At 37.5% G+C, this 18,740-nt stretch carries 18 protein-coding genes; 10 read left to right on the top strand and 8 right to left on the bottom strand.

Annotated elements, in window-relative coordinates; all coding sequences use genetic code 11:
• Positions 1–106 precede the first annotated feature (106 nt).
• The gene (locus tag ANA_RS19080; protein WP_041458561.1) at positions 107–352 is read right to left on the bottom strand and encodes a hypothetical protein; all 246 of its coding nucleotides are present in this window, start codon (positions 350–352) and stop codon (positions 107–109) included.
• A 209-nt stretch (positions 353–561) separates the two neighbouring features.
• Between ANA_RS19080 and ANA_RS19075 the strand changes: the two genes are divergently transcribed.
• The 5 genes from ANA_RS19075 to ANA_RS19055 all read left to right on the top strand — a co-directional run bounded on the left by ANA_RS19075 (position 562) and on the right by ANA_RS19055 (position 5,218).
• Positions 562–1,758 carry an ABC exporter membrane fusion protein gene (locus ANA_RS19075; RefSeq protein ID WP_015083065.1) on the top strand — a complete coding sequence of 399 codons (1,197 nt, stop codon included), beginning with the start codon at positions 562–564 and terminating at the stop codon, positions 1,756–1,758.
• Between the two features lie 75 nt (positions 1,759–1,833).
• Positions 1,834–2,214 carry a hypothetical protein gene (locus tag ANA_RS19070; RefSeq protein ID WP_041458560.1) on the top strand — a complete coding sequence of 127 codons (381 nt, stop codon included), beginning with the start codon at positions 1,834–1,836 and terminating at the stop codon, positions 2,212–2,214.
• Positions 2,207–3,382: an ABC transporter permease DevC gene (gene devC / locus ANA_RS19065; protein ID WP_015083063.1), complete on the top strand. Its 1,176-nt coding sequence runs from the start codon at positions 2,207–2,209 to the stop codon at positions 3,380–3,382. The genes ANA_RS19070 and devC overlap by 8 nt, the downstream gene beginning before the upstream one ends.
• Before the next feature lie 380 nt (positions 3,383–3,762).
• A complete protein-coding gene (locus tag ANA_RS19060; RefSeq protein WP_015083062.1) occupies positions 3,763–4,266 on the top strand; it encodes a DUF4112 domain-containing protein in 504 nt (167 codons plus the stop codon).
• 16 nt (positions 4,267–4,282) lie between these two features.
• Positions 4,283–5,218 (top strand): alpha/beta fold hydrolase, encoded by a 936-nt coding sequence (locus tag ANA_RS19055; protein ID WP_015083061.1) that lies wholly within the window; start codon positions 4,283–4,285, stop codon positions 5,216–5,218.
• Here the strand turns inward: ANA_RS19055 and ANA_RS19050 are convergent.
• A complete protein-coding gene (locus ANA_RS19050) occupies positions 5,215–6,015 on the bottom strand; it encodes a transposase (RefSeq protein ID WP_015083060.1) in 801 nt (266 codons plus the stop codon). The two genes, ANA_RS19055 and ANA_RS19050, sit on opposite strands and share 4 nt — an antisense overlap.
• A gap of 11 nt (positions 6,016–6,026) precedes the next feature.
• Here ANA_RS19050 and ANA_RS19045 point away from each other — a divergent pair, with 11 nt between their 5' ends.
• The gene (locus ANA_RS19045; RefSeq protein ID WP_041458559.1) at positions 6,027–6,362 is read left to right on the top strand and encodes a hypothetical protein; all 336 of its coding nucleotides are present in this window, start codon (positions 6,027–6,029) and stop codon (positions 6,360–6,362) included.
• 289 nt (positions 6,363–6,651) lie between these two features.
• Here ANA_RS19045 and ANA_RS23745 read toward each other — a convergent pair whose 3' ends face one another.
• The 3 genes from ANA_RS23745 to ANA_RS19030 all read right to left on the bottom strand — a co-directional run bounded on the left by ANA_RS23745 (position 6,652) and on the right by ANA_RS19030 (position 9,587).
• Positions 6,652–7,188, bottom strand: a complete 537-nt coding sequence (locus ANA_RS23745) for a hypothetical protein (protein ID WP_015083058.1) — start codon at positions 7,186–7,188, stop codon at positions 6,652–6,654.
• Positions 7,189–7,257: 69 nt separating this feature from the next.
• Positions 7,258–8,319, bottom strand: coding sequence for a D-alanine--D-alanine ligase family protein (locus ANA_RS19035; protein WP_015083057.1), 1,062 nt, complete (start codon positions 8,317–8,319; stop codon positions 7,258–7,260).
• A gap of 167 nt (positions 8,320–8,486) precedes the next feature.
• Complete coding sequence (locus ANA_RS19030) at positions 8,487–9,587, bottom strand: hybrid sensor histidine kinase/response regulator (protein ID WP_015083056.1); 1,101 nt, start codon at positions 9,585–9,587, stop codon at positions 8,487–8,489.
• Between the two features lie 239 nt (positions 9,588–9,826).
• Here ANA_RS19030 and rpsB point away from each other — a divergent pair, with 239 nt between their 5' ends.
• Together rpsB and tsf are read left to right on the top strand one after the other, a co-directional pair.
• Positions 9,827–10,600: a 30S ribosomal protein S2 gene (rpsB, locus tag ANA_RS19025; protein WP_015083055.1), complete on the top strand. Its 774-nt coding sequence runs from the start codon at positions 9,827–9,829 to the stop codon at positions 10,598–10,600.
• A 381-nt stretch (positions 10,601–10,981) separates the two neighbouring features.
• A complete protein-coding gene (gene tsf / locus ANA_RS19020) occupies positions 10,982–11,926 on the top strand; it encodes a translation elongation factor Ts (RefSeq protein WP_015083054.1) in 945 nt (314 codons plus the stop codon).
• A 198-nt stretch (positions 11,927–12,124) separates the two neighbouring features.
• Here the strand turns inward: tsf and ANA_RS24955 are convergent, their stop codons facing one another.
• Positions 12,125–12,328 (bottom strand): hypothetical protein, encoded by a 204-nt coding sequence (locus ANA_RS24955; protein WP_083881533.1) that lies wholly within the window; start codon positions 12,326–12,328, stop codon positions 12,125–12,127.
• A gap of 45 nt (positions 12,329–12,373) precedes the next feature.
• Between ANA_RS24955 and ANA_RS19015 the strand changes: the two genes are divergently transcribed.
• A complete protein-coding gene (locus ANA_RS19015; protein WP_015083052.1) occupies positions 12,374–13,210 on the top strand; it encodes a hypothetical protein in 837 nt (278 codons plus the stop codon).
• A gap of 29 nt (positions 13,211–13,239) precedes the next feature.
• On the opposite strand, the gene ANA_RS27850 is transcribed toward ANA_RS19015, so the two are convergent.
• Entirely contained in the window at positions 13,240–13,395 is a 156-nt protein-coding gene (locus tag ANA_RS27850) for a hypothetical protein (protein WP_235082108.1), read from the bottom strand.
• A gap of 204 nt (positions 13,396–13,599) precedes the next feature.
• Between ANA_RS27850 and recG the strand changes: the two genes are divergently transcribed.
• The gene (recG, locus tag ANA_RS19010) at positions 13,600–16,065 is read left to right on the top strand and encodes an ATP-dependent DNA helicase RecG (protein WP_015083051.1); all 2,466 of its coding nucleotides are present in this window, start codon (positions 13,600–13,602) and stop codon (positions 16,063–16,065) included.
• Here the strand turns inward: recG and pabB are convergent.
• Entirely contained in the window at positions 16,039–18,315 is a 2,277-nt protein-coding gene (pabB, locus tag ANA_RS19005) for an aminodeoxychorismate synthase component I (RefSeq protein ID WP_015083050.1), read from the bottom strand. The two genes, recG and pabB, sit on opposite strands and share 27 nt — an antisense overlap.
• Between the last annotated feature and the right edge of the window lie 425 nt (positions 18,316–18,740).

Genomic DNA, 18,740 nt, shown 5'->3' with positions numbered 1-18,740 from the left:
TAGGGATAATTCATGAATTACCCCTACTAGAGTTATAAAAATTAAATGCACTACAGCTTACCTCTGATAATTTTGGGAAATATTTAACAAAGTTTTCCGACAATAACTAAGTATAAATTTCGATTTTTCTTAATAACTTAATATTATTGTCATTAGCCTCGTTATTAATTATATTCGTGCTAAGTAGGTGAACGGCAAAAAACCGTAATATGTAACGAAAAGTAAAATCGCCCAAACCCTCTTCACTCTTGCCTCTTGCCTCTTGTCTCTTGCCTCTTGCCTCTTGCCTCTTGCCTAGTGCCATAACGACGATTTTCAATGCTAACCTACTTATTTTTATTAAAACTGTCATTGGTTAACCATCTGACTTTCTATTCTGGCATATTATCTCTAAATGTTCGTTTCTGTCAAAAATCTAGAATTGATTTGTCATCTGTAATGCAATAAATTGACTAAACCGATTTTGTCTAGATCTACATTTTTAGGTTTTCCAGGATTACGTTTTCTACCTCATATTTTTCATTAACTAATTTTGAAACAGCACTGAAAAGGTATGCAGTTGTGCAAAACCACAAGCTACAAGGTTCATTATCTTCTCAGTCTATTCTCCGATTAGCTATAGCTATTGCTATGCTGGCATCTTTATCTGTGGCTAGTATTAGTGTTTTTATTGTCCTAAAATTTCGGGATATAGATAATCAAAAATTAGCAACTGCTGCGATCGCAATACCAGAGATAAAAACAGTTACAGCCCTAGGTAGAATTGAACCAGAGGGGGAAGTAATTAAATTATCAGCACCTGTATCTGGAGAAGGAAGTCGAGTCGAAAAGATATTAATTCAGGAGGGAGATATGGTCAAAGTAGGACAGGCAATTGCTATTTTAGATAATAGCGATCGCTTGCAAGCAGAATTAACCCAAGCGCAAGCAGAAGTGAGGATAATTCAATCTAAAATAGCTCAAATTCAAGCAGGTGTTAAACAAGGAGAAATTACGGCTCAAAAAGCGATAATTGACAGATTAGCTGTAGAAAGTCAAGGTGATATTGATACTCAAAAAGCAACTATAGAAAAATTCCAGGCAGAATTACTCAATGCTGAATCTGAAAATAAACGTTATCAAGAATTATATACAGAAGGGGCAATTTCTGCGTCTCAAAGAGATAGTAAAAGCTTGAATGTAGAAACGGCTAAAAAAAGTCTTGAAGCGGCACAATCACAATTAAAAAAACTGGAATTAAGTAGCCAACAACGAAAAAAGGAAGCTTCAGCAACACTAGATCAGATTTCTGAAGTTAGGAAAGTAGATGTAGAAGCTGCAATAGCCGAATTAAATCGGGCAGAAGTATTAGTGAAAAAAGCTACTATTAATCTCCAGAAAGCTTATGTAAAATCTCCTCAAAATGGACAAGTATTTGAAATCCATACCCACCCAGGAGAATTGATTACTAATAATGGCATTGCTGACATTGGTAAAACCAGTCAAATGTATGTAGTTGCTGAAGTTTACGAAAGTGATATTACCAAAATTCTTCAAGGTAAACAGGTGCGAATAGTTGGTGATATTTTTCCTCAAGAATTGCAAGGAAAAGTAGAAAGAATCGGTTTACATGTAAGCAAGCAAAATCTCACTAATACAGATCCTTCTAGCAATATTGATAACAGAATAGTCAAGGTTCATATCCGACTAAATACAGCTTCCAGTCAGCAAGCAGCTAAATTTACTAATATGCAAGTTAAGGTAATTATTAGTCTTTAGTCAGTTGTCAGTTGTCAGTAGGGGCGAAGCATTTGGAAGATAAATTATCGGTCATTGCCAGAAATAGTTCTCCAAATGCTTCGCCCGTACAGTTGTCAGTTGTCAGTAGGGGCGAAGCATTTGGAAGATAAATTATCGGTCATTGCCAAAAATAGTTCTCCAAATGCTTCGCCCGTACAGTTGTTAGTAGGGGCGAAGCATTTGGAAGATAAATTATCGGTTATTGCCAAAAATAGTTCTCCAAATGCTTCGCCCGTACAGTTGTTAGTAGGGGCGAAGCATTTGGAAGATAAATTATCGGTTATTGCCAAAAATAGTTCTCCAAATGCTTCGCCCGTACAGTTGTTAGTAGGGGCGAAGCATTTGGAAGATAAATTATCGGTCATTGCCAAAAATAGTTCTCCAAATGCTTCGCCCGTACAGTTGTTAGTTGTCAATTATCATTCCTATGATTAGTATTTTTCAACAATTTCGACGACGAACTCCTTTGGGTTGGTTGCAACTTACTCATGAAAAAAGTCGTTTATTCGTAGCAATATCAGGTATTGCTTTCGCTGATGTTCTTATGTTTATGCAGTCAGGCTTTCAAACTGCTTTATATGACAGCAATACTAGATTACATCGCAGTTTACAAGCTGATATTATTCTCATTAGTCCCCAAGCCCGTAGTTTACAAAGTATGTCTATTTTTTCCCGGAGACGACTTTATCAAGCAATGGATATACCGGGGGTGAAATCGGCTGAAGCTATGTATTGCAATCATATTATTTGGAAGAATCCCCAAACACATTTGGAAACCGGAGTCTTAATTATTGGGATAAATCCAGATCAACCAGCTTTTGATTTACCAGAAATTAATCAACAATTACAGAAGATTAAATTACCAAATACAGTTTTATTTGATCGGGCAGCCAGAGGAGAATATCAACAAGCAATAAAGAAAATTCAAGAAGGTAAAACTGTCACAACTGAAATTAATGGTAGCACAATTACTATTGGTGGTTTATTTAAACTTGGTGCTTCCTTTGCCGCTGACGGTAGTTTAATTACCAGTGCAAATAACTTCTCCCAAATCTTTGCCAGGCAGCCTACAAGTAGTGTGAACATCGGTTTAGTTAAAATCAAGCCAGGTTATAAAACTGACCAAGTTGTTGCCCAATTAAAGGCTTATTTGAAAGATGATATTAAGGTTCTCACTCATCAGGAATTTATTGAATTTGAAAATAACTTTTGGAGTAGCAATTCTCCCATTGGGTTTATTTTTAATCTCGGTGTATCAATGGGATTTGTGGTTGGAGTAATTATTGTTTATCAAGTTCTTTCCACAGATGTTAACGCCCATTTGCGAGAATATGCAACTTTTAAAGCCATCGGATATCGTCATTTTTATTTACTAACTATTATTTTTGAAGAAGCTTTAATTTTAGCAGCTTTGGGATTTTTCCCAGGGGTAGCCGTATCTTTAGGACTTTATCAGCTAACCCGAACAGCGACAAATTTGCCCATGTATATGACCATAATTCGTGGTTTACAAGTGCTATTATTAACTATAATTATGTGTGCTATTTCCGGAGTAATTGCTACTAATAAACTCCAATCTGCTGATCCTGCGGATATGTTTTAATTGCTAGTTTACTTGCTTTCGTATTGGCAGCGCATTATTATACTTAAATTTCCCAAGTTATCTTGTTTTGGGTGGCATTTGTTCTGACTTGACCATTTGGGGCAACACTGGGGGATATTCTCACCAAACAACATGAGAAAAGCGGACTCGGTTATGCTACTATTGGCTCGTCTATAGTTAATATAGCTGTATTATGGTACTTAATTAGACATTTTTCTAAACATTAATTAAGCAAAAATACTGATAACATAAACCGATTCGACAATTATCAAAGAATAGTTAATCTAGCTACAATTTTATCAAGCAAATATAAAAAAATTTTAGTTAGATAAATGAGATAATAGAAAAGTTGATCATCAAGTCATCGAAAATTATTAATAATGCCTAATTCTTCCGAACAGTTTTCAATTACACCTGATGCTTATGCACCTAGATTAAAGCGTCTACGTCAATTTAGTAAGGTATTAGATAATATAATTACCGTTCCCGGAACACAAGTAGCAATTGGTTTAGATCCTATTATTGGATTACTTCCCATAGGAGGTGATGCTTTAGGACTCATACTTTCGTTTTATATTATCATTGAAGCTGCACAATTAGGCGTACCTACAGCCACATTAGGCAGGATGGTAATGAATGTAATTGTTGATTCCTTAGTTGGGGCTATTCCCATGTTAGGAGACTTGTTTGATTTTGCGTGGAAAGCTAATAATTACAATATTATTTTATTGGAAGAATCTTTAAAATCTCCTCAGCAAAATCAAAAAGCAGATAAATCATTTATCCTCATTTTTACTGTGGGTTTATTTCTACTGGCTATTGTCTTAATATCCATCCCCGTGATATTACTAAGAATATTATGGCAAGTCTTCACTGGTAATTAAATTATCCTAGAAAATTATGAAAGATTGGTGGCAAGATAATTTTCCTCAAGGACGGCAATATCTCGTTATTCCTGATGCTCAAGGTTATCCAATTCAAATAGCTTATGGTGAAAAAGGTCGAGGTAAACCGCTAATTCTATTACATGGTTTAGGCAGTTGGAGTTATAATTGGCGACATAGTATTGAACCATTATCTCAACATTTTCGGGTAATTTGTTGTGATTTTAAAGGTTTTGGTTTTTCCGAAAAGCCTGTATCTCGTCGAGAAGAAAATGGACATCAAATTATTGAATTAAAACGCATTATTCAAGCTTTATGTGATGAACCACCCATAATAGTAGCAGAATCTATAGGAGCATTAATTTCTTTAGGATTAGCTGGTAAAAATCCTGATTTAATCGGACGTTTAGTAGTAATTAATGCCCCTATTTTTACAGAAAGCTTACCTCATTGGTCTATGGGTTTACTGGCACAAACACCAATAGAGATTATCCATGCAGTTGATAATTTACGTCTCGCATATTGGTTTGCACCTTTAGTCAGAGAAGTTATGGGAACAGAAAGACGGAAGGTATTGTATGATCCTTCCCTGTTAACAGAGGAAGATATTTACTGGATTACTTACCCATTTATTGAAATTCCGGGAACTTTGGTAAAAGTTGCGGAAGATTTACAAATTGCTGCTCAAGAAATTGAGAGTTTGCGAACAAATCAGCCAAGTATGTTGAGTAATATTCAAAAAAATCTCAAAAATATTGAATGTCCAACTTTGGTATTATGGGGAGATCAAGATAGTTGGTTTCCTGCTAGTCATGGGGAAAAACTACATCAACATCTTCCCAATTCTCGGTTACAAATTTTGCAAAATTGCTATCATGATGCCTCAACTGGTTCTTCTACTGTTGTGAATGCCGCAATTTTGGAGTTTTTAAAAGATACCAATTTCTTTTAAATAAATCTGATTGGATTTTTATTAGATAATAATTGCATTGTCTGAAAATTAGCAGGATTTTCCTGATCTTTTACCCAATTTATCGGATTGTTGACAATGTATTCACGAATATTATTTAATGCTTCTTCATTGCGGATAATATGTTCATAATAATTACGCTGCCAAATTACATTTCCTTTAGCTTTATTCATCCGATTAATTTGGCGTGTAGAAACTGATTTATAATTTTGAGTTATTGCCGCCAAAGATTGTGGTTTTGTCCCATTAATTTTAACTGTTTCACCCGTATAGACTGTAGGGGCGAAGCATTGGCTTGATAAATTTTGTTGTTGTGAAAAATCTTGATTTGCCAATGCTTCGCCCGCCACCTCAGAAAACGATTGTGAAAAATCTTGATCTGCCAATGCTTCGCCCGCCACCTCAGAAAACAATTGTGAAAAATCTTGATTTGCCAATGCTTCGCCCACCACCTCAGAAAACAATTGTGAAAAATCTTGATTTGCCAATGCTTCGCCCACCACCTCAGAACTATCAATGATAATAATCCCATGTAAATGATTGGGCATGATCACAAATTCATCTAACTCGACATTTTTAAAATATCGAGGAATAGATAACCAAGAACCCCTTGCTATCTCGCCATTTGTATTTAATTTTATTTCACCATCTACAATTTCACCAAATAAACAATTACGTTGATGGGTGCAAATGGTGACAAAATATGCTCCCTGTTGAGTATAGTCGTATCCTTTTAATCGGATGGAACGACGGTGGTGAATATTGGAATTGTAGGGCATAAATTTAATAGATGGATTTCTTTGTCATTTTTATGGGAAAGGGTGAAGCATTCGCCAATATAGTTTATCTGTTTGTTCCATATTTTTCTCGTGGAAAGGGTGAAGCATTCGCCAATATAGTTTATCTGTTTGCTCCATATTTTTCTCGTGGAAAGGGTGAAGCATTCGCCAATATAGTTTATCTGTTTGTTCCATATTTTTCTCGTGCGAATGCTTCACCCCTACACAAAATAAAAAGAGAGTGGGAGGAGGCATACCAAAAGCCTGAAATCTCCCACTCTACATTTACTGCTGTAGCGTTTAGAAATATATACAAATACTGTCAAGTCATTGGGGGGGTAATGTAGCAAAAACAGTATCTATATGCGGTTAATATTCCCATTGCAGCAAATGTCAAACCTGATTATTGTTATTATTTTCGACTCCATCAATGGTCAATCAATTATTTGTAAATCATTGTTATTTATGCTTGAAAAATGTTAGCATAAACTCTGGTACTGCATGAAAAAAATCAATATGTAGTAGCCTCTAATAGCCACAATATTGAATTTGTTTATCTTGCATCAATGTAACTTAGGTAATTAAAACTTGGTTGCCAAGTTGGCACTTTCTTAAAAATCTTGTGTTTACAAGTTTCTAGAGGAATCGTGAATCTTGTCTGTCTCTGACAAATTCCGCATTGGTATTGAGGGGATAGATTTTCTCTGGTGGCGAAATTATGAGCAAATTTTTGCTGTCAGATGGAAAATTTGGGGATTTATGACGTTTCTGCGAGGACAATTTTTGACTATTGCGAGTGCGTTGAATAGCTTTTGTGCCTTCTCTTGAGTTTTGCAGTAGGTAGAAAATTACAAAAGAACCACTAGAACAGCAGAAGATAACTGCAATTATCAACCATAAAGGTAGAGGATTACTCGGATCGGAAAATGTGGAAATGGTTGATTGTACAGGGATAAGTGCGGTTTCTTTTTGTTCTTTTTGTGGTACATAGCTAATATAACTCAGTTGATGATATGCAAAAATTGCAACTCCTATAGGAATTAGGAACAAACTCAAGAACCAGATCCCAGGGTACTTTCTCACTAGATTGACGAGAATTTTTCTAGGATCTTTATTTTTTTTAACCTCTTGCTCATTATCCATCACGTTAATCACATCAATCACGCAAATCATTGTTTAGACAAGAGGAAAATATTTATTTTCCCCCTTTACCTAATCCGCTATCTTCTCTCCCTAATCCCCTTAATTAATTGGAGAATGTCTTGAAATTGCTAGTAGAATTAACTGATCTACTAATTTGGCAAAGGGTATATCCGTATTAGCCCAGAGTTGGGGATACATACTTGTAGAGGTAAAACCTGGAAAAGTATTAATTTCGTTGATGAAAATTTCTCCCGTAGCTTCCACATAAAAAAAGTCTACTCTGGATAACCCAGCCGCATCAACAGCCGCAAAAGCTTGTAAAGCCATATCTTGAATTTGTTGTGCTACCACCTCTGGTAAGTTTGCAGGAATGAATAAATCGGCTTTCCCTGGGGTATATTTAGTTTCGTAATCGTAAAAATCACTCTCAAAGGTAATTTCACCAATGACGGAAACTCTGGGGTTGTCGTTACCTAAAACTGCACATTCAACTTCTCTGGCCACAACTCCAGCTTCGACAATAATCCGTCTGTCATGGGTGGCTGCATTATCTAAAGCTGTTTCTAATTCTTGACGCGATCGCACTTTAGCAATTCCTACCGATGAACCTAGATTAGCAGGTTTGACAAAACAGGGATAGCCTAATGCAACTTCAATTTCATCACACAATTTGGGAAATACACAAGCATTTGACCAAACTTGCGCCCTCGTCACAGCTTTATATTTTACTTGAGGTAGTCCCGCTTGGGCAAAGGCCATTTTCATGGCAATTTTATCCATTCCCATTGCTGAACCCAATACCCCAGACCCAACAAAGGGAACTTGGGTTAAAGTCAATAAACCTTGAATTGTACCATCTTCGCCATTGGGACCGTGAAGAACGGGAAACCAAAGCTCAACTTGGGCAGTTTCGGGCGGGAATTGCCATAAATTAGGGGTTATGGAGGGGATTTCTTGGGGAACACCAGATGTTAAAACTTGTTGTGCAACTTCTCCTGCTTGCCAAACACCATCTTTTTGGATATAAAAAGCCAAAATTTCGTATTTATTAGCATTTTCCTCTAAACTGAGGGCTTGAGCGATCGCCCGTGCCGAAATTATTGAAACTTCATGTTCTCCAGAACGTCCACCAAACAGTAAACCCACCCGTAGCTTAGTCATTTTTTTCTATATCTCCACAAATCCACAATTTCCATTATAGGGAAAATGCCGAAAACCCTGACATCTTCTTCTGTTCCCTGTTCCCTTCCCAAAATGTTCGATATAGCTTTGAATATATTCTCAATGTTCTCTCTTGCTTTTCTAGTCAAGTCTATGACCAAAATTTCTTAAAATTTCGGCTGAGGAAGCACAATTCTCATAATAGTTTGCGCCCCATAGATACTCTCAATGGAAAACTCTCCTCCATGTAGTTCTACCAATCTTTTAGCAATTAATAATCCTAAACCAGAACCTTGTTGTTCATACATTTTACGTTCAAACTGGACATAAGCCCCAACATTATTAATTTGCTCCTGAGTCATACCACGTCCATAGTCAATTACAGACAAATGAAAGGCATTATTATGACTATTTCCGACAATCTTCACTGGTGTATTAGGCGGAGAAAATTTAAAGGCATTCGCAATTATTTCTTCAGTAATTTTAGCTATTTTTGCAGGAGATATTTGCGCCATACCATCTGAGATTTCAATCGTTAAATCAGCTTCTCTCCCAGCTTTTTTGGCAATTTTTAAAGCTACACTTTCAACTATTGATGTGACAAAAGTTTTAACTCCATTATTTCTCAGTGCTGCTACTTTTTCCGGGTTAGATGCTAATAACTCCAGGTCTGCATACATGATAAAATTCACAGTTAATCTATGCAAGCGTTGACCAGCTTTATGAATATGTTGTAGCATTTCTAATATTTCTGCCTGGTCAAATTCTCCATAGTTTGCCATCAATAATTCTGATATTCCTATAATATGATTGAGAGGAGTATTAATTTCATGGGGTAGTGAATTAGTAATACAACTGCGTAAATTATCCAATTTTTCCTGAGTTTTTTGCTCAAATATTGCTTGTTTATTCAGTCTGGTAGCGATCGCTTGCAATAATTGATTAGAATTAAAAGGCTTTGTTAAATAATCATCAGCACCAAGTTCCATCCCTTTACGTAAATCTGACCACTCTGATTTAGCAGTTAAGAAAATTATAGGAATTGTTGCAGTATCACTATGCTGACGCAGTTGAGTTAATACACCATAGCCATCTAACTCAGGCATCATTAAATCGCAAATTATCAAATCAGGATGTTTATCTTTAGCCAACTCTAAACCCTGTAACCCATTTTCTGCAACTAATGTATCAAAATCTGATAAGTGCAATATCTGCCTAAGATTGTTTCTGATTTGAACTTCATCTTCAATAATTAAAATCGTATTCATATAGTTTTTTATCGTAATCAAATGTTAACTATATTACTAAATTAGCATGATTTTTAGCTCTTTCAGTATCCTTAAAATAATGATACTGAAAATAAAAAATCCCAGTTCACCACAAAATTCAATATATTTGTGTTACCCTAGTACAGTTGTCTAAAATCCGCACATCTGGGAATTCGGGTGTTTCTTAAATTGAGAAATGCACCTAGATGGAGGTTTAACCCGAATAGGAGTAACAAAATATGCCAGTAGTTTCCTTGGCTCAAATGATGGAGTCAGGTGTTCACTTTGGTCACCAGACCAGACGTTGGAACCCTAAAATGGCTCCTTATATCTACACCTCACGAAATGGTGTACATATCATTGACTTGGTACAAACAGCCCAGTTGATGGATAACGCGTATAATTATATGCGGACCCAATCCGAACAAGGTAAAAAATTCCTGTTTGTTGGCACTAAGCGCCAAGCAGCCGGAATTATTGCCCAAGAAGCCCTCCGTTGTGGTTCTCACTACATTAACCAACGTTGGTTGGGTGGAATGCTCACCAACTGGGCAACGATTAAAACCAGAGCCGAGCGTCTCAAAGATTTAGAGCGGAGAGAAGAAACCGGCGCACTGGATTTATTGCCAAAGAAAGAAGCCTCTATGCTGCGTCGGGAAATGACGAAGCTACAAAAATACTTGGGCGGCATTAAAAACATGAGGAAAGTTCCCGATATCGTGGTTATTGTTGACCAGAAGCGGGAATATAACGCAGTTCAAGAATGCGAAAAATTAGGTATTCCCATTGTTTCCATGTTGGATACAAATTGTGATCCAGACGTTGTGGATATTCCTATCCCAGCCAACGACGACGCAATCAGATCCATTAAGCTAATTGTTGGTAAATTAGCAGATGCTATCTACGAAGGCCGTCACGGTCAACTAGAAGCAGAAGAAGATTACGATGATTATGCTGACGAAGATTACGAATATGATGAAAGTGATAGCACTGAATCTGAAGGCGAAGCATAAGTAGTCTGGCAAACAAGTAGGGGTTTAGCAGCTCTCATTGGTGTCAACTTAGGCTAGGGATAACTTATTTGTTTGGCTGCAACATTCCCGCCCAGAACTTAAGTTCCGGTGTAAAAGCTAAAGTGCGTTAAAACGCACTTTGGCTAACTCAAAGTCAATCATTATCCTATTTACGCTAAAATAGTCGGTTTTAACCGACTTTAGCTTTTAGACAGGAATTTATTCTCTGGCTTCAAGGGACTGCGCTTTACCCCTACATCCATACTACAGATTGGGATATTTTTTTTGATTGGAAGTCTCTTAAATGATTTTCAAATGAGTCCTGATCGTCTGATAATCTTGAATAATATTTGTATCTGTCAAGTTAAGAATTGAGGCAATATGGCGGAAATATCTGCGAAACTCGTCCAAGAGCTACGCCAAAAAACCGGTGCTGGCATGATGGACTGCAAAAAGGCACTGAAGGAAAATAATGGCGATGTCGAAGAATCCATAACCTGGCTACGGCAAAAAGGTATTGCTAAAGCTGACAAAGGAAGCGCTCGCATCGCCGCAGAAGGTCTAGTAGACACCTATATTCAAGCTGATGGACATATAGGTGTACTCATAGAGGTCAACTGCCAAACTGACTTTGTTGCCCGCAATGAAGCTTTTAAAGCCTTGGTTAAGAACTTGGCACAACAAGCTGCAACCACTGATAGTGTAGAGTCTTTATTGGCTCAACCCTATCTTGAAAAGTCCAGTGTCACTGTTGATGAATTCATCAAAGAAACAATTGCAACTCTTGGTGAAAATATTCAAGTTCGGCGCTTTGTGAATTTCTCTCTCACCACTGATACACCAGGAATAGCAGATAGCTATATTCATACTGGTGGTCGTGTTGGTGTATTATTGGAATTGACCGCTCAAAGTGCTTCAGCCGCTGCTAATGAAGAGTTCCAAAGTTTGGCTAAAAATGCAGCAATGCAAGTTGCCGCTTGTCCTAACGTTGAATACGTTAGCGTAGACCAAATCCCTGCCGAAATTGTCACTAAAGAAAAAGGCATCGAAATGGGTAAGGACGACTTAGGCAATAAACCAGAGAACATCAAAGAAAAGATTGTTCAAGGTAGAATTGATAAGCGCCTCAAAGAAATGACTTTACTAGATCAACCTTATATCCGTGATCAAAGTATTTCGGTAGAAGAATTGGTGAAACAAGTAAAATCCAAAGTTGGCGAAGAAATTCAAGTTAGTCGCTTTGTGCGTTATGTGCTAGGTGAAGGCATTGAAAAGAACGAAATGAGCTTTGCTGATGAAGTTGCTGCCCAAATGGGTGCTAAGTAATTTTGTTTTTAGTCAGTGGTCAGTTGTCAGTGGTCAGTTGTTAAGAATATATACTTAATAATTGGTTGTTGATTATGGACTTTTATTTTTGACTAATAACTATTCCCATTTACAGGCCAGCGCGTTCTGCGTGGCCTGTATTTTATTTAAATGATGATTATTTATTTAAAATCCGTATATTTGTACTACAGAAAGCAACTAACAACTGACAACTGACAACTGTACGGGCGAAGCATTTGGAGAACTATTTTTGGCAATGACCGATAATTTATCTTCCAAATGCTTCGCCCCTACTGACAACCGACAACCGACAACTGACAACTGTACGGGCGAAGCATTTGGAGAACTATTTTTGGCAATGACCGATAATTTATCTTCCAAATGCTTCGCCCCTACCGACAACTGACAACTGACAACTGACAACCGACAACTAATTAGCTTAAAGTTATGGCAAGAGCAATTGAACGGATAGAAAAAGACATTACTGAATTAAAAGAGGCGATTAGTGCGATCGCTCACGAACTCAATTTAGCCTATACTAAATATATAAATACCTTGGGATCAGCCTTACAAAAACAATTGATTTTGGCTAGTTATTACCTGTGTACCCAAGGATATCCTGATGAATTTCTGAACTTATCACTAAATCAACGGCAAAAATTACAACAAAGCCTTCGTAAATTAAGTCAACAAGCCGCTAAAGAATTAATTAGTTATATTCAACCTCCAGAAGTTACCCAAACAGAAGCAGTTGTAGAAATTGAGGAGGAAGAAGAAAACGAAGAAAACGAAGAAAACGAACAACAACCTCAAGCATTAGATCCTTCTAACCCCATAGAACTAGTTGAATGGCAACAAAATTTAGAAGAAGAGATTCAAGAAACTTTAAAAAAAGTCTCCCAATCAGCTAATATCTTCATCCAAAAAACAGGGGTTTTACCCAAAAAACTACCAGAACCGATTTTAGTCGCTGCCACCGCTGCTGCTGCTGCTTCAGAAGCTTCTAGTAATATGATACCCAGCCCTCCCAATTTATTAAACTTAGTCATAGAAATTCGTAATGAGGAAGATTCCGAAGATTCTAGCCTCACTCAGATTATGGCTATTCACTTACGACTAGGAGAAATAGAATTTGCTGAAGCAACACTATTGTCAGAACGCAAGGCAATTCGTAATATTTTAATGCAATTGAATAAACTCGGACGAGAATATCAAAAAAGACAACGAGAACTTAAAATTGCTGAAGCTGAAGCCGCTTGGCGTGCTAGTTGGTTTGAGGATTAGTACCGCAGGGCGGAATGAAAAATGCAAAATTAAAAATTAGAACCTGTATAGGTTATTGAAAATATATATCTATTAAAACTACATACTCCCTTGACAACTGACAACTGTACGGGCGAAGCATTTGGAGAACTATTTTTGGCAATGACCGATAATTTATCTTCCAAATGCTTCGCCCCTACTGACAACTAACAACTGTACGGGCGAAGCATTTGGAGAACTATTTTTGGCAATGACCGATAATTTATCTTCCAAATGCTTCGCCCCTACTGACAACTAACAACTGTACGGGCGAAGCATTTGGAGAACTATTTTTGGCAATGACCGATAATTTATCTTCCAAATGCTTCGCCCCTACTGACAACTAACAACTGAAAACTGACAATTAACCAATGACTAATGAAATGCTCGATTGGATAAGATTACATAAAGCTTTAGCATTTGAGGCAGAAAAAGGCTTTATAGATTTAGTAGGTAAGCAATATCGCTTTAGTGAATTTCTTTGTTTGACTTTTGGTAATTTCCCAACTGCTTTACCACCAAAGGAAAGACTCCGCTGGCATGAAGTAGGAATGCAATTTGCCAATTATCCAAATTTAACATTACCAGAAAGACAACATTTAGTAGCAGAAGTTAGAAGATATCTAAATCAACTTCAACAAGAGCTAGAAACAGGAGAACCTCAAATAAATTACGAATCTAAAAATCAACATCCCACAACTCCAATTGTTGCCGAAGTTAGTAAAAGACTAGCACCAACACTGGATAAACAACTGAGAGATTTACCAGAAATTGGCATCAGAAAATCCGAGAATTTAGGGCGATTAAATTTATATACAGTCCGTGATTTACTATTTTATTATCCTCGTGATCATATTGATTATGCCCGTCAAGTAAATATTAGTGAGTTAGAAGGAGGAGAAACAGTAACTATCATAGCGACGGTAAAACGGTTTAATTTTTTCACCAGTCCTAAAAATAAGAAATTATCAATTTTAGAATTAATCCTCAAAGATAATACTGGACAAATTAAAGTTACCCGTTTTTATGCAGGTGCGCGTTTTAGTAGTCGTGGTTGGCAAGAAAGTTTAAAACGCCTATATCCTGTAGGTAGTATGTTAGCAGCTTGTGGATTAGTAAAAGGTGGTAAATATGGTTTAACTTTGGATAACCCAGAATTGGAAGTTTTGGCAAATCCAGGAGATACCATTGATTCTCTCACTATTGGGCGAGTTGTTCCCATTTACGCCCTGACTGAAGGAGTAATGGCTAATACAGTCAGACAGGCAATGATGATCGCTTTAACAGCAGCAGTGAATTTAAAAGATCCTTTACCTAAAGGTTTACGAGAAAAATATGCTTTGATGGAATTGAAAGATGCAATTCCTAATATTCATTTTCCTAAAGATAGTGACTCCTTAAAAATTGCTCGTCGTCGGTTAGTATTTGATGAATTTTTCTACTTGCAACTGGGCTTATTGCAACGGCAAAAAAAAGCGCGAGAAATTCAAACTAGTGCCATACTTGCACCCACAGGTAAATTATTAGAAGAATTTAACGAAATTCTCCCTTTTCAACTGACCGGCGCACAACAACGAGTTGTTAATGAAATTCTCACCGATTTACAAAAACCTGTAGCCATGAATCGCTTAGTTCAGGGTGATGTTGGTTCAGGGAAAACTGTGGTTGCTGTTATTGCTATTTTGGCAGCAATTCAATCAGGTTATCAAGCGGCGTTAATGGCTCCCACGGAAGTATTAGCAGAACAGCATTATCGTAAGTTAGTTAGTTGGTTTAACTTGTTACATTTGCCTGTGGAATTATTAACAGGTTCGACAAAAATAGCCAAAAGGAGAGAAATTCATTCTCAGTTAGAAACAGGTGAGTTACCTTTATTAGTCGGGACTCATGCCTTAATTCAAGATAAAGTTAATTTTCAACGTTTGGGCTTAGTTGTCATAGATGAACAGCATCGTTTTGGGGTACAACAACGGGCAAAGTTACAGCAAAAAGGCGAACAACCTCATGTTTTAACCATGACAGCTACGCCCATTCCTCGGACTTTGGCATTAACTGTACATGGGGATTTAGATGTTAGTCAAATTGATGAATTACCACCGGGAAGACAACAAATTAAAACCACAATGTTAAGTGGTCAACAACGTCCCCAGGCTTACGATTTAATCCGTCGAGAAGTTGCCCAAGGTAGACAAGTTTATATAGTTTTGCCTTTGGTAGAAGAATCGGAAAAATTAGATTTACGTTCGGCTGTAGATGAACATCAAAAGTTACAAGAAAGTGTTTTTCCTGATTTTCAAATTGGGTTATTGCATGGACGCATGACTTCAGCCGAAAAAGAAGCAGCAATTCACAAATTCCGCGATAATGAAACTCAAATTATCGTTTCTACCACTGTGATTGAGGTGGGAGTGGATGTTCCTAATGCCACTGTGATGCTGATTGAACACGCGGAAAGATTTGGTTTATCACAATTGCACCAATTACGGGGGCGTGTAGGACGGGGTGCAGCGCAATCTTATTGTTTATTAATGAGTAGTTCTAGAAGTCCTGATGCTCAACAACGCTTGAAGGTGTTGGAACAGTCCCAAGATGGTTTTTTTATCTCGGAAATGGATATGCGGTTTCGCGGTCCTGGAGAAGTGATGGGAACTCGCCAATCAGGTGTAGCGGATTTTACTTTAGCTAGTTTGGTGGAAGATGAGGACATTTTGCTGTTAGCACGACAAGCAGCGGAAAAGGTGATTGAGATGGATGCAAGTTTAGCGCGTTGGCCATTAATGCAGGATGAGTTGAAGTATAGGTATGAGCGGTTAATGGGTGGCGCGATTTTGACGTAAAATCTTAGTTATCAATGTTGGCACTCCCCCCCAATTATTGAGGGGAATACAAATAGCAGGTGGTAGATCCGTAAACGCACATATCCCTGTTGTAAATTGTTCGCACTTAGGGCTTGCCACAATGCTTTGATAATTGCTTCCATTTATTGTGATCATCATTGCCTGAATCAATGCCTTAGCTTTCAGCATTATTTCTTGAAACTCCATTTGGGGATCAGAAAGTGCCACAATACCACCGCCAACACCAATGGAAGTTTGTTCTGGGGTCAGGACAGCGGTACGAATGACAATATTTAAATCGGCTGAACCATTTAATCCTAAAAAGCCAATAGACCCAGAGTAAACTCCCCGCGCTTCTTGCTCTAATTTATCAATAATTTCCAGGGTTCTAATCTTAGGTGCGCCCGTCATAGAACCCCCAGGAAAGGCGTTACGAATGCAGTCTACAGCACTCATATTAGCGCGTAATTGACCACGAATTGTTGTCACCAATTGATGTACTGTAGCGTAGGTTTCCACAGCCATTAATTTGGGAACATGAACAGTACCCACAGCACAAACCCGTCCCAGATCATTTCTCAGTAAATCCACAATCATCAGATTCTCCGCTCGATCTTTTTCGCTATTTTGCAAGCGATCGCGTAGAATAAAATCTTCTGCGGGTGTTTTTCCTCGTGGTAGAGTTCCCTTGATGGGTTTTGTTTCCACCCAACCTTGGCGATCAATTTGCAGAAATCGCTCTGGAGATGAACAGGCAATTCCCACATCACCAAAGCGCAAAAATGCCGCATAAGGAGCAGGATTGATCTGACGTAATGAACGATAGAATTCCAGAGGATCTGCTGTTGTGTCTGTGTGAATCTGGTTTGTTAAACAAACTTGATAAGTTTCTCCTTCATGAATTTCTTGCAAACATTTTTCAATATCATCAAGATAAGTCTTTTCAGACCTGCTCAATCTAAAAATAACAGGTGTTTTTTTGTTTTGAGGAACAATAGGCGACAGAGGAGGAAGATTGTCAATTTGGTTTTTGATCGCTTCAAACCAATCTTCTGCGGAGGCTGTTTTTCCTTTATGAATTAGACAAAGCAGATAGATAGTTTGCTCTTGGTGATCAATTGCAATCATTCTATCTGCTAACATAAACATGGCATCAGGTAAGGCAGATGTGTGATTGAATTTCCCTCCAGATTCTGCCTTTAATTCATAGCCAAAATAACCCACAAATCCGCAGTTAAAATCAAAAGGTAAATCATTAGATGGGCAATGTCGCCGTTCAATTTCCCGCTGGAGATAATCAAAAATTCCCTCTGTTTTGAAACTGACAGTATCGGACTGTGTAATTGTCAGTTCTTGCCCTTGCGTCCGATAATGAATTAGGAGACTGTTTTCACCACTGTTATCTCCCATGAAAGAAAAGCGAGAAAGACCAGGTTCAACCCGACTGCTATCTAACCAAAATGCACTAGCTGATTTGCCAAATAAATGCACAAACATCTGTTCGGTATCGGGACAAAGTTCGGCTTCGCTTACTGTAAACAAATTCAATTTGCGGGTACAAAGTTCAAATTCCTGTTGCTGTTTTTTCTTAGTAGAATTTGTGGGTAAAATCTCATTCCCGTTATATCCTGTCCAATAATGTTTTTTCGGACTTTTATCTCGTTCTTGGGCAAATTTTTGGGTAATCTCTTTAAAATTCTCAAACAAAGTATGTCCATACTCAGTACAGATTGACTCTGGATGAAACTGCACACCCCACATTGGTAAAGAGCGATGGCGCATTCCCATGATCAGGTTGTCCTCTGTCCACGCTATTTTTTCTAAACAGTCCGGTAGGTCATCTGCAACCAGCAAAGAATGGTAGCGCACCACAGAAAAAGGAGAAGGTATTCCTGCAAACAAATCAGTAGCAGTATGATAAACCTCACTGAGCCGACCATGCCGAACTTCAGGTGCGTGAATAACTTTTCCTCCATAGCCAAATCCTAGTCCCTGATGTCCCAAGCAAACGCCTAGAAGTGGTACTTGGGCATTTTCAATCATTTGACGACAGATCCCAAAATCTTTTGATTTCTCTGGACGGCCAGGACCTGGTGAAATTACGATGTTATCAAATTCCCATTGTTTCAGTTCATCCCATATAACTTGATCATTATAAATTACAGTGGGATACTCTCCATTAACTTCTGCAATCAATTGGTAAAGGTTAAAAGTATAAGAGTCGTAGTTATCAATAATCAGGGTTTTCATGTTTAAATCTTCCTAATTAACTCGTCGAAAGGGCTAAAGTCCAACTACATATAAAAGTTTGATAGGTTTCCAGCAATTTTTATCCATAAACTCTATCTTTTAAGATTTCAACATAATTTTGCAGCATTGATTGAATATCTTTGTAACTAAAATATGTCTCCGAAAAGTGCTGTATAGTGGTTTGCCAATTAAGTAGGTTGGCGTTAAAAATTGTCGTTATGGCAAGGACAGAGGCAAGAGTGAAGAAGTTTTGAGAGATTTTACTTTTCTTCACACATTTTGGTTATTTTACGGCCACCTATTTAGTTAAAAAAGGATACTAAGTAAAGTTTGAAATAGTTGATAGAATATAGTATCAGTTTTCACAATATTTATATTCTTTTCGATTCATTGAAGCTACGCTAGGTGTAGCTAATGTTAATAAT

The organism is Anabaena sp. 90 (assembly GCF_000312705.1).
Classification (GTDB): Bacteria; Cyanobacteriota; Cyanobacteriia; order Cyanobacteriales; family Nostocaceae; genus Dolichospermum; species Dolichospermum lemmermannii.
Note: the sequence above shows the minus strand (reverse complement) of the source record. Positions and strands in the feature narration are given on the sequence as shown.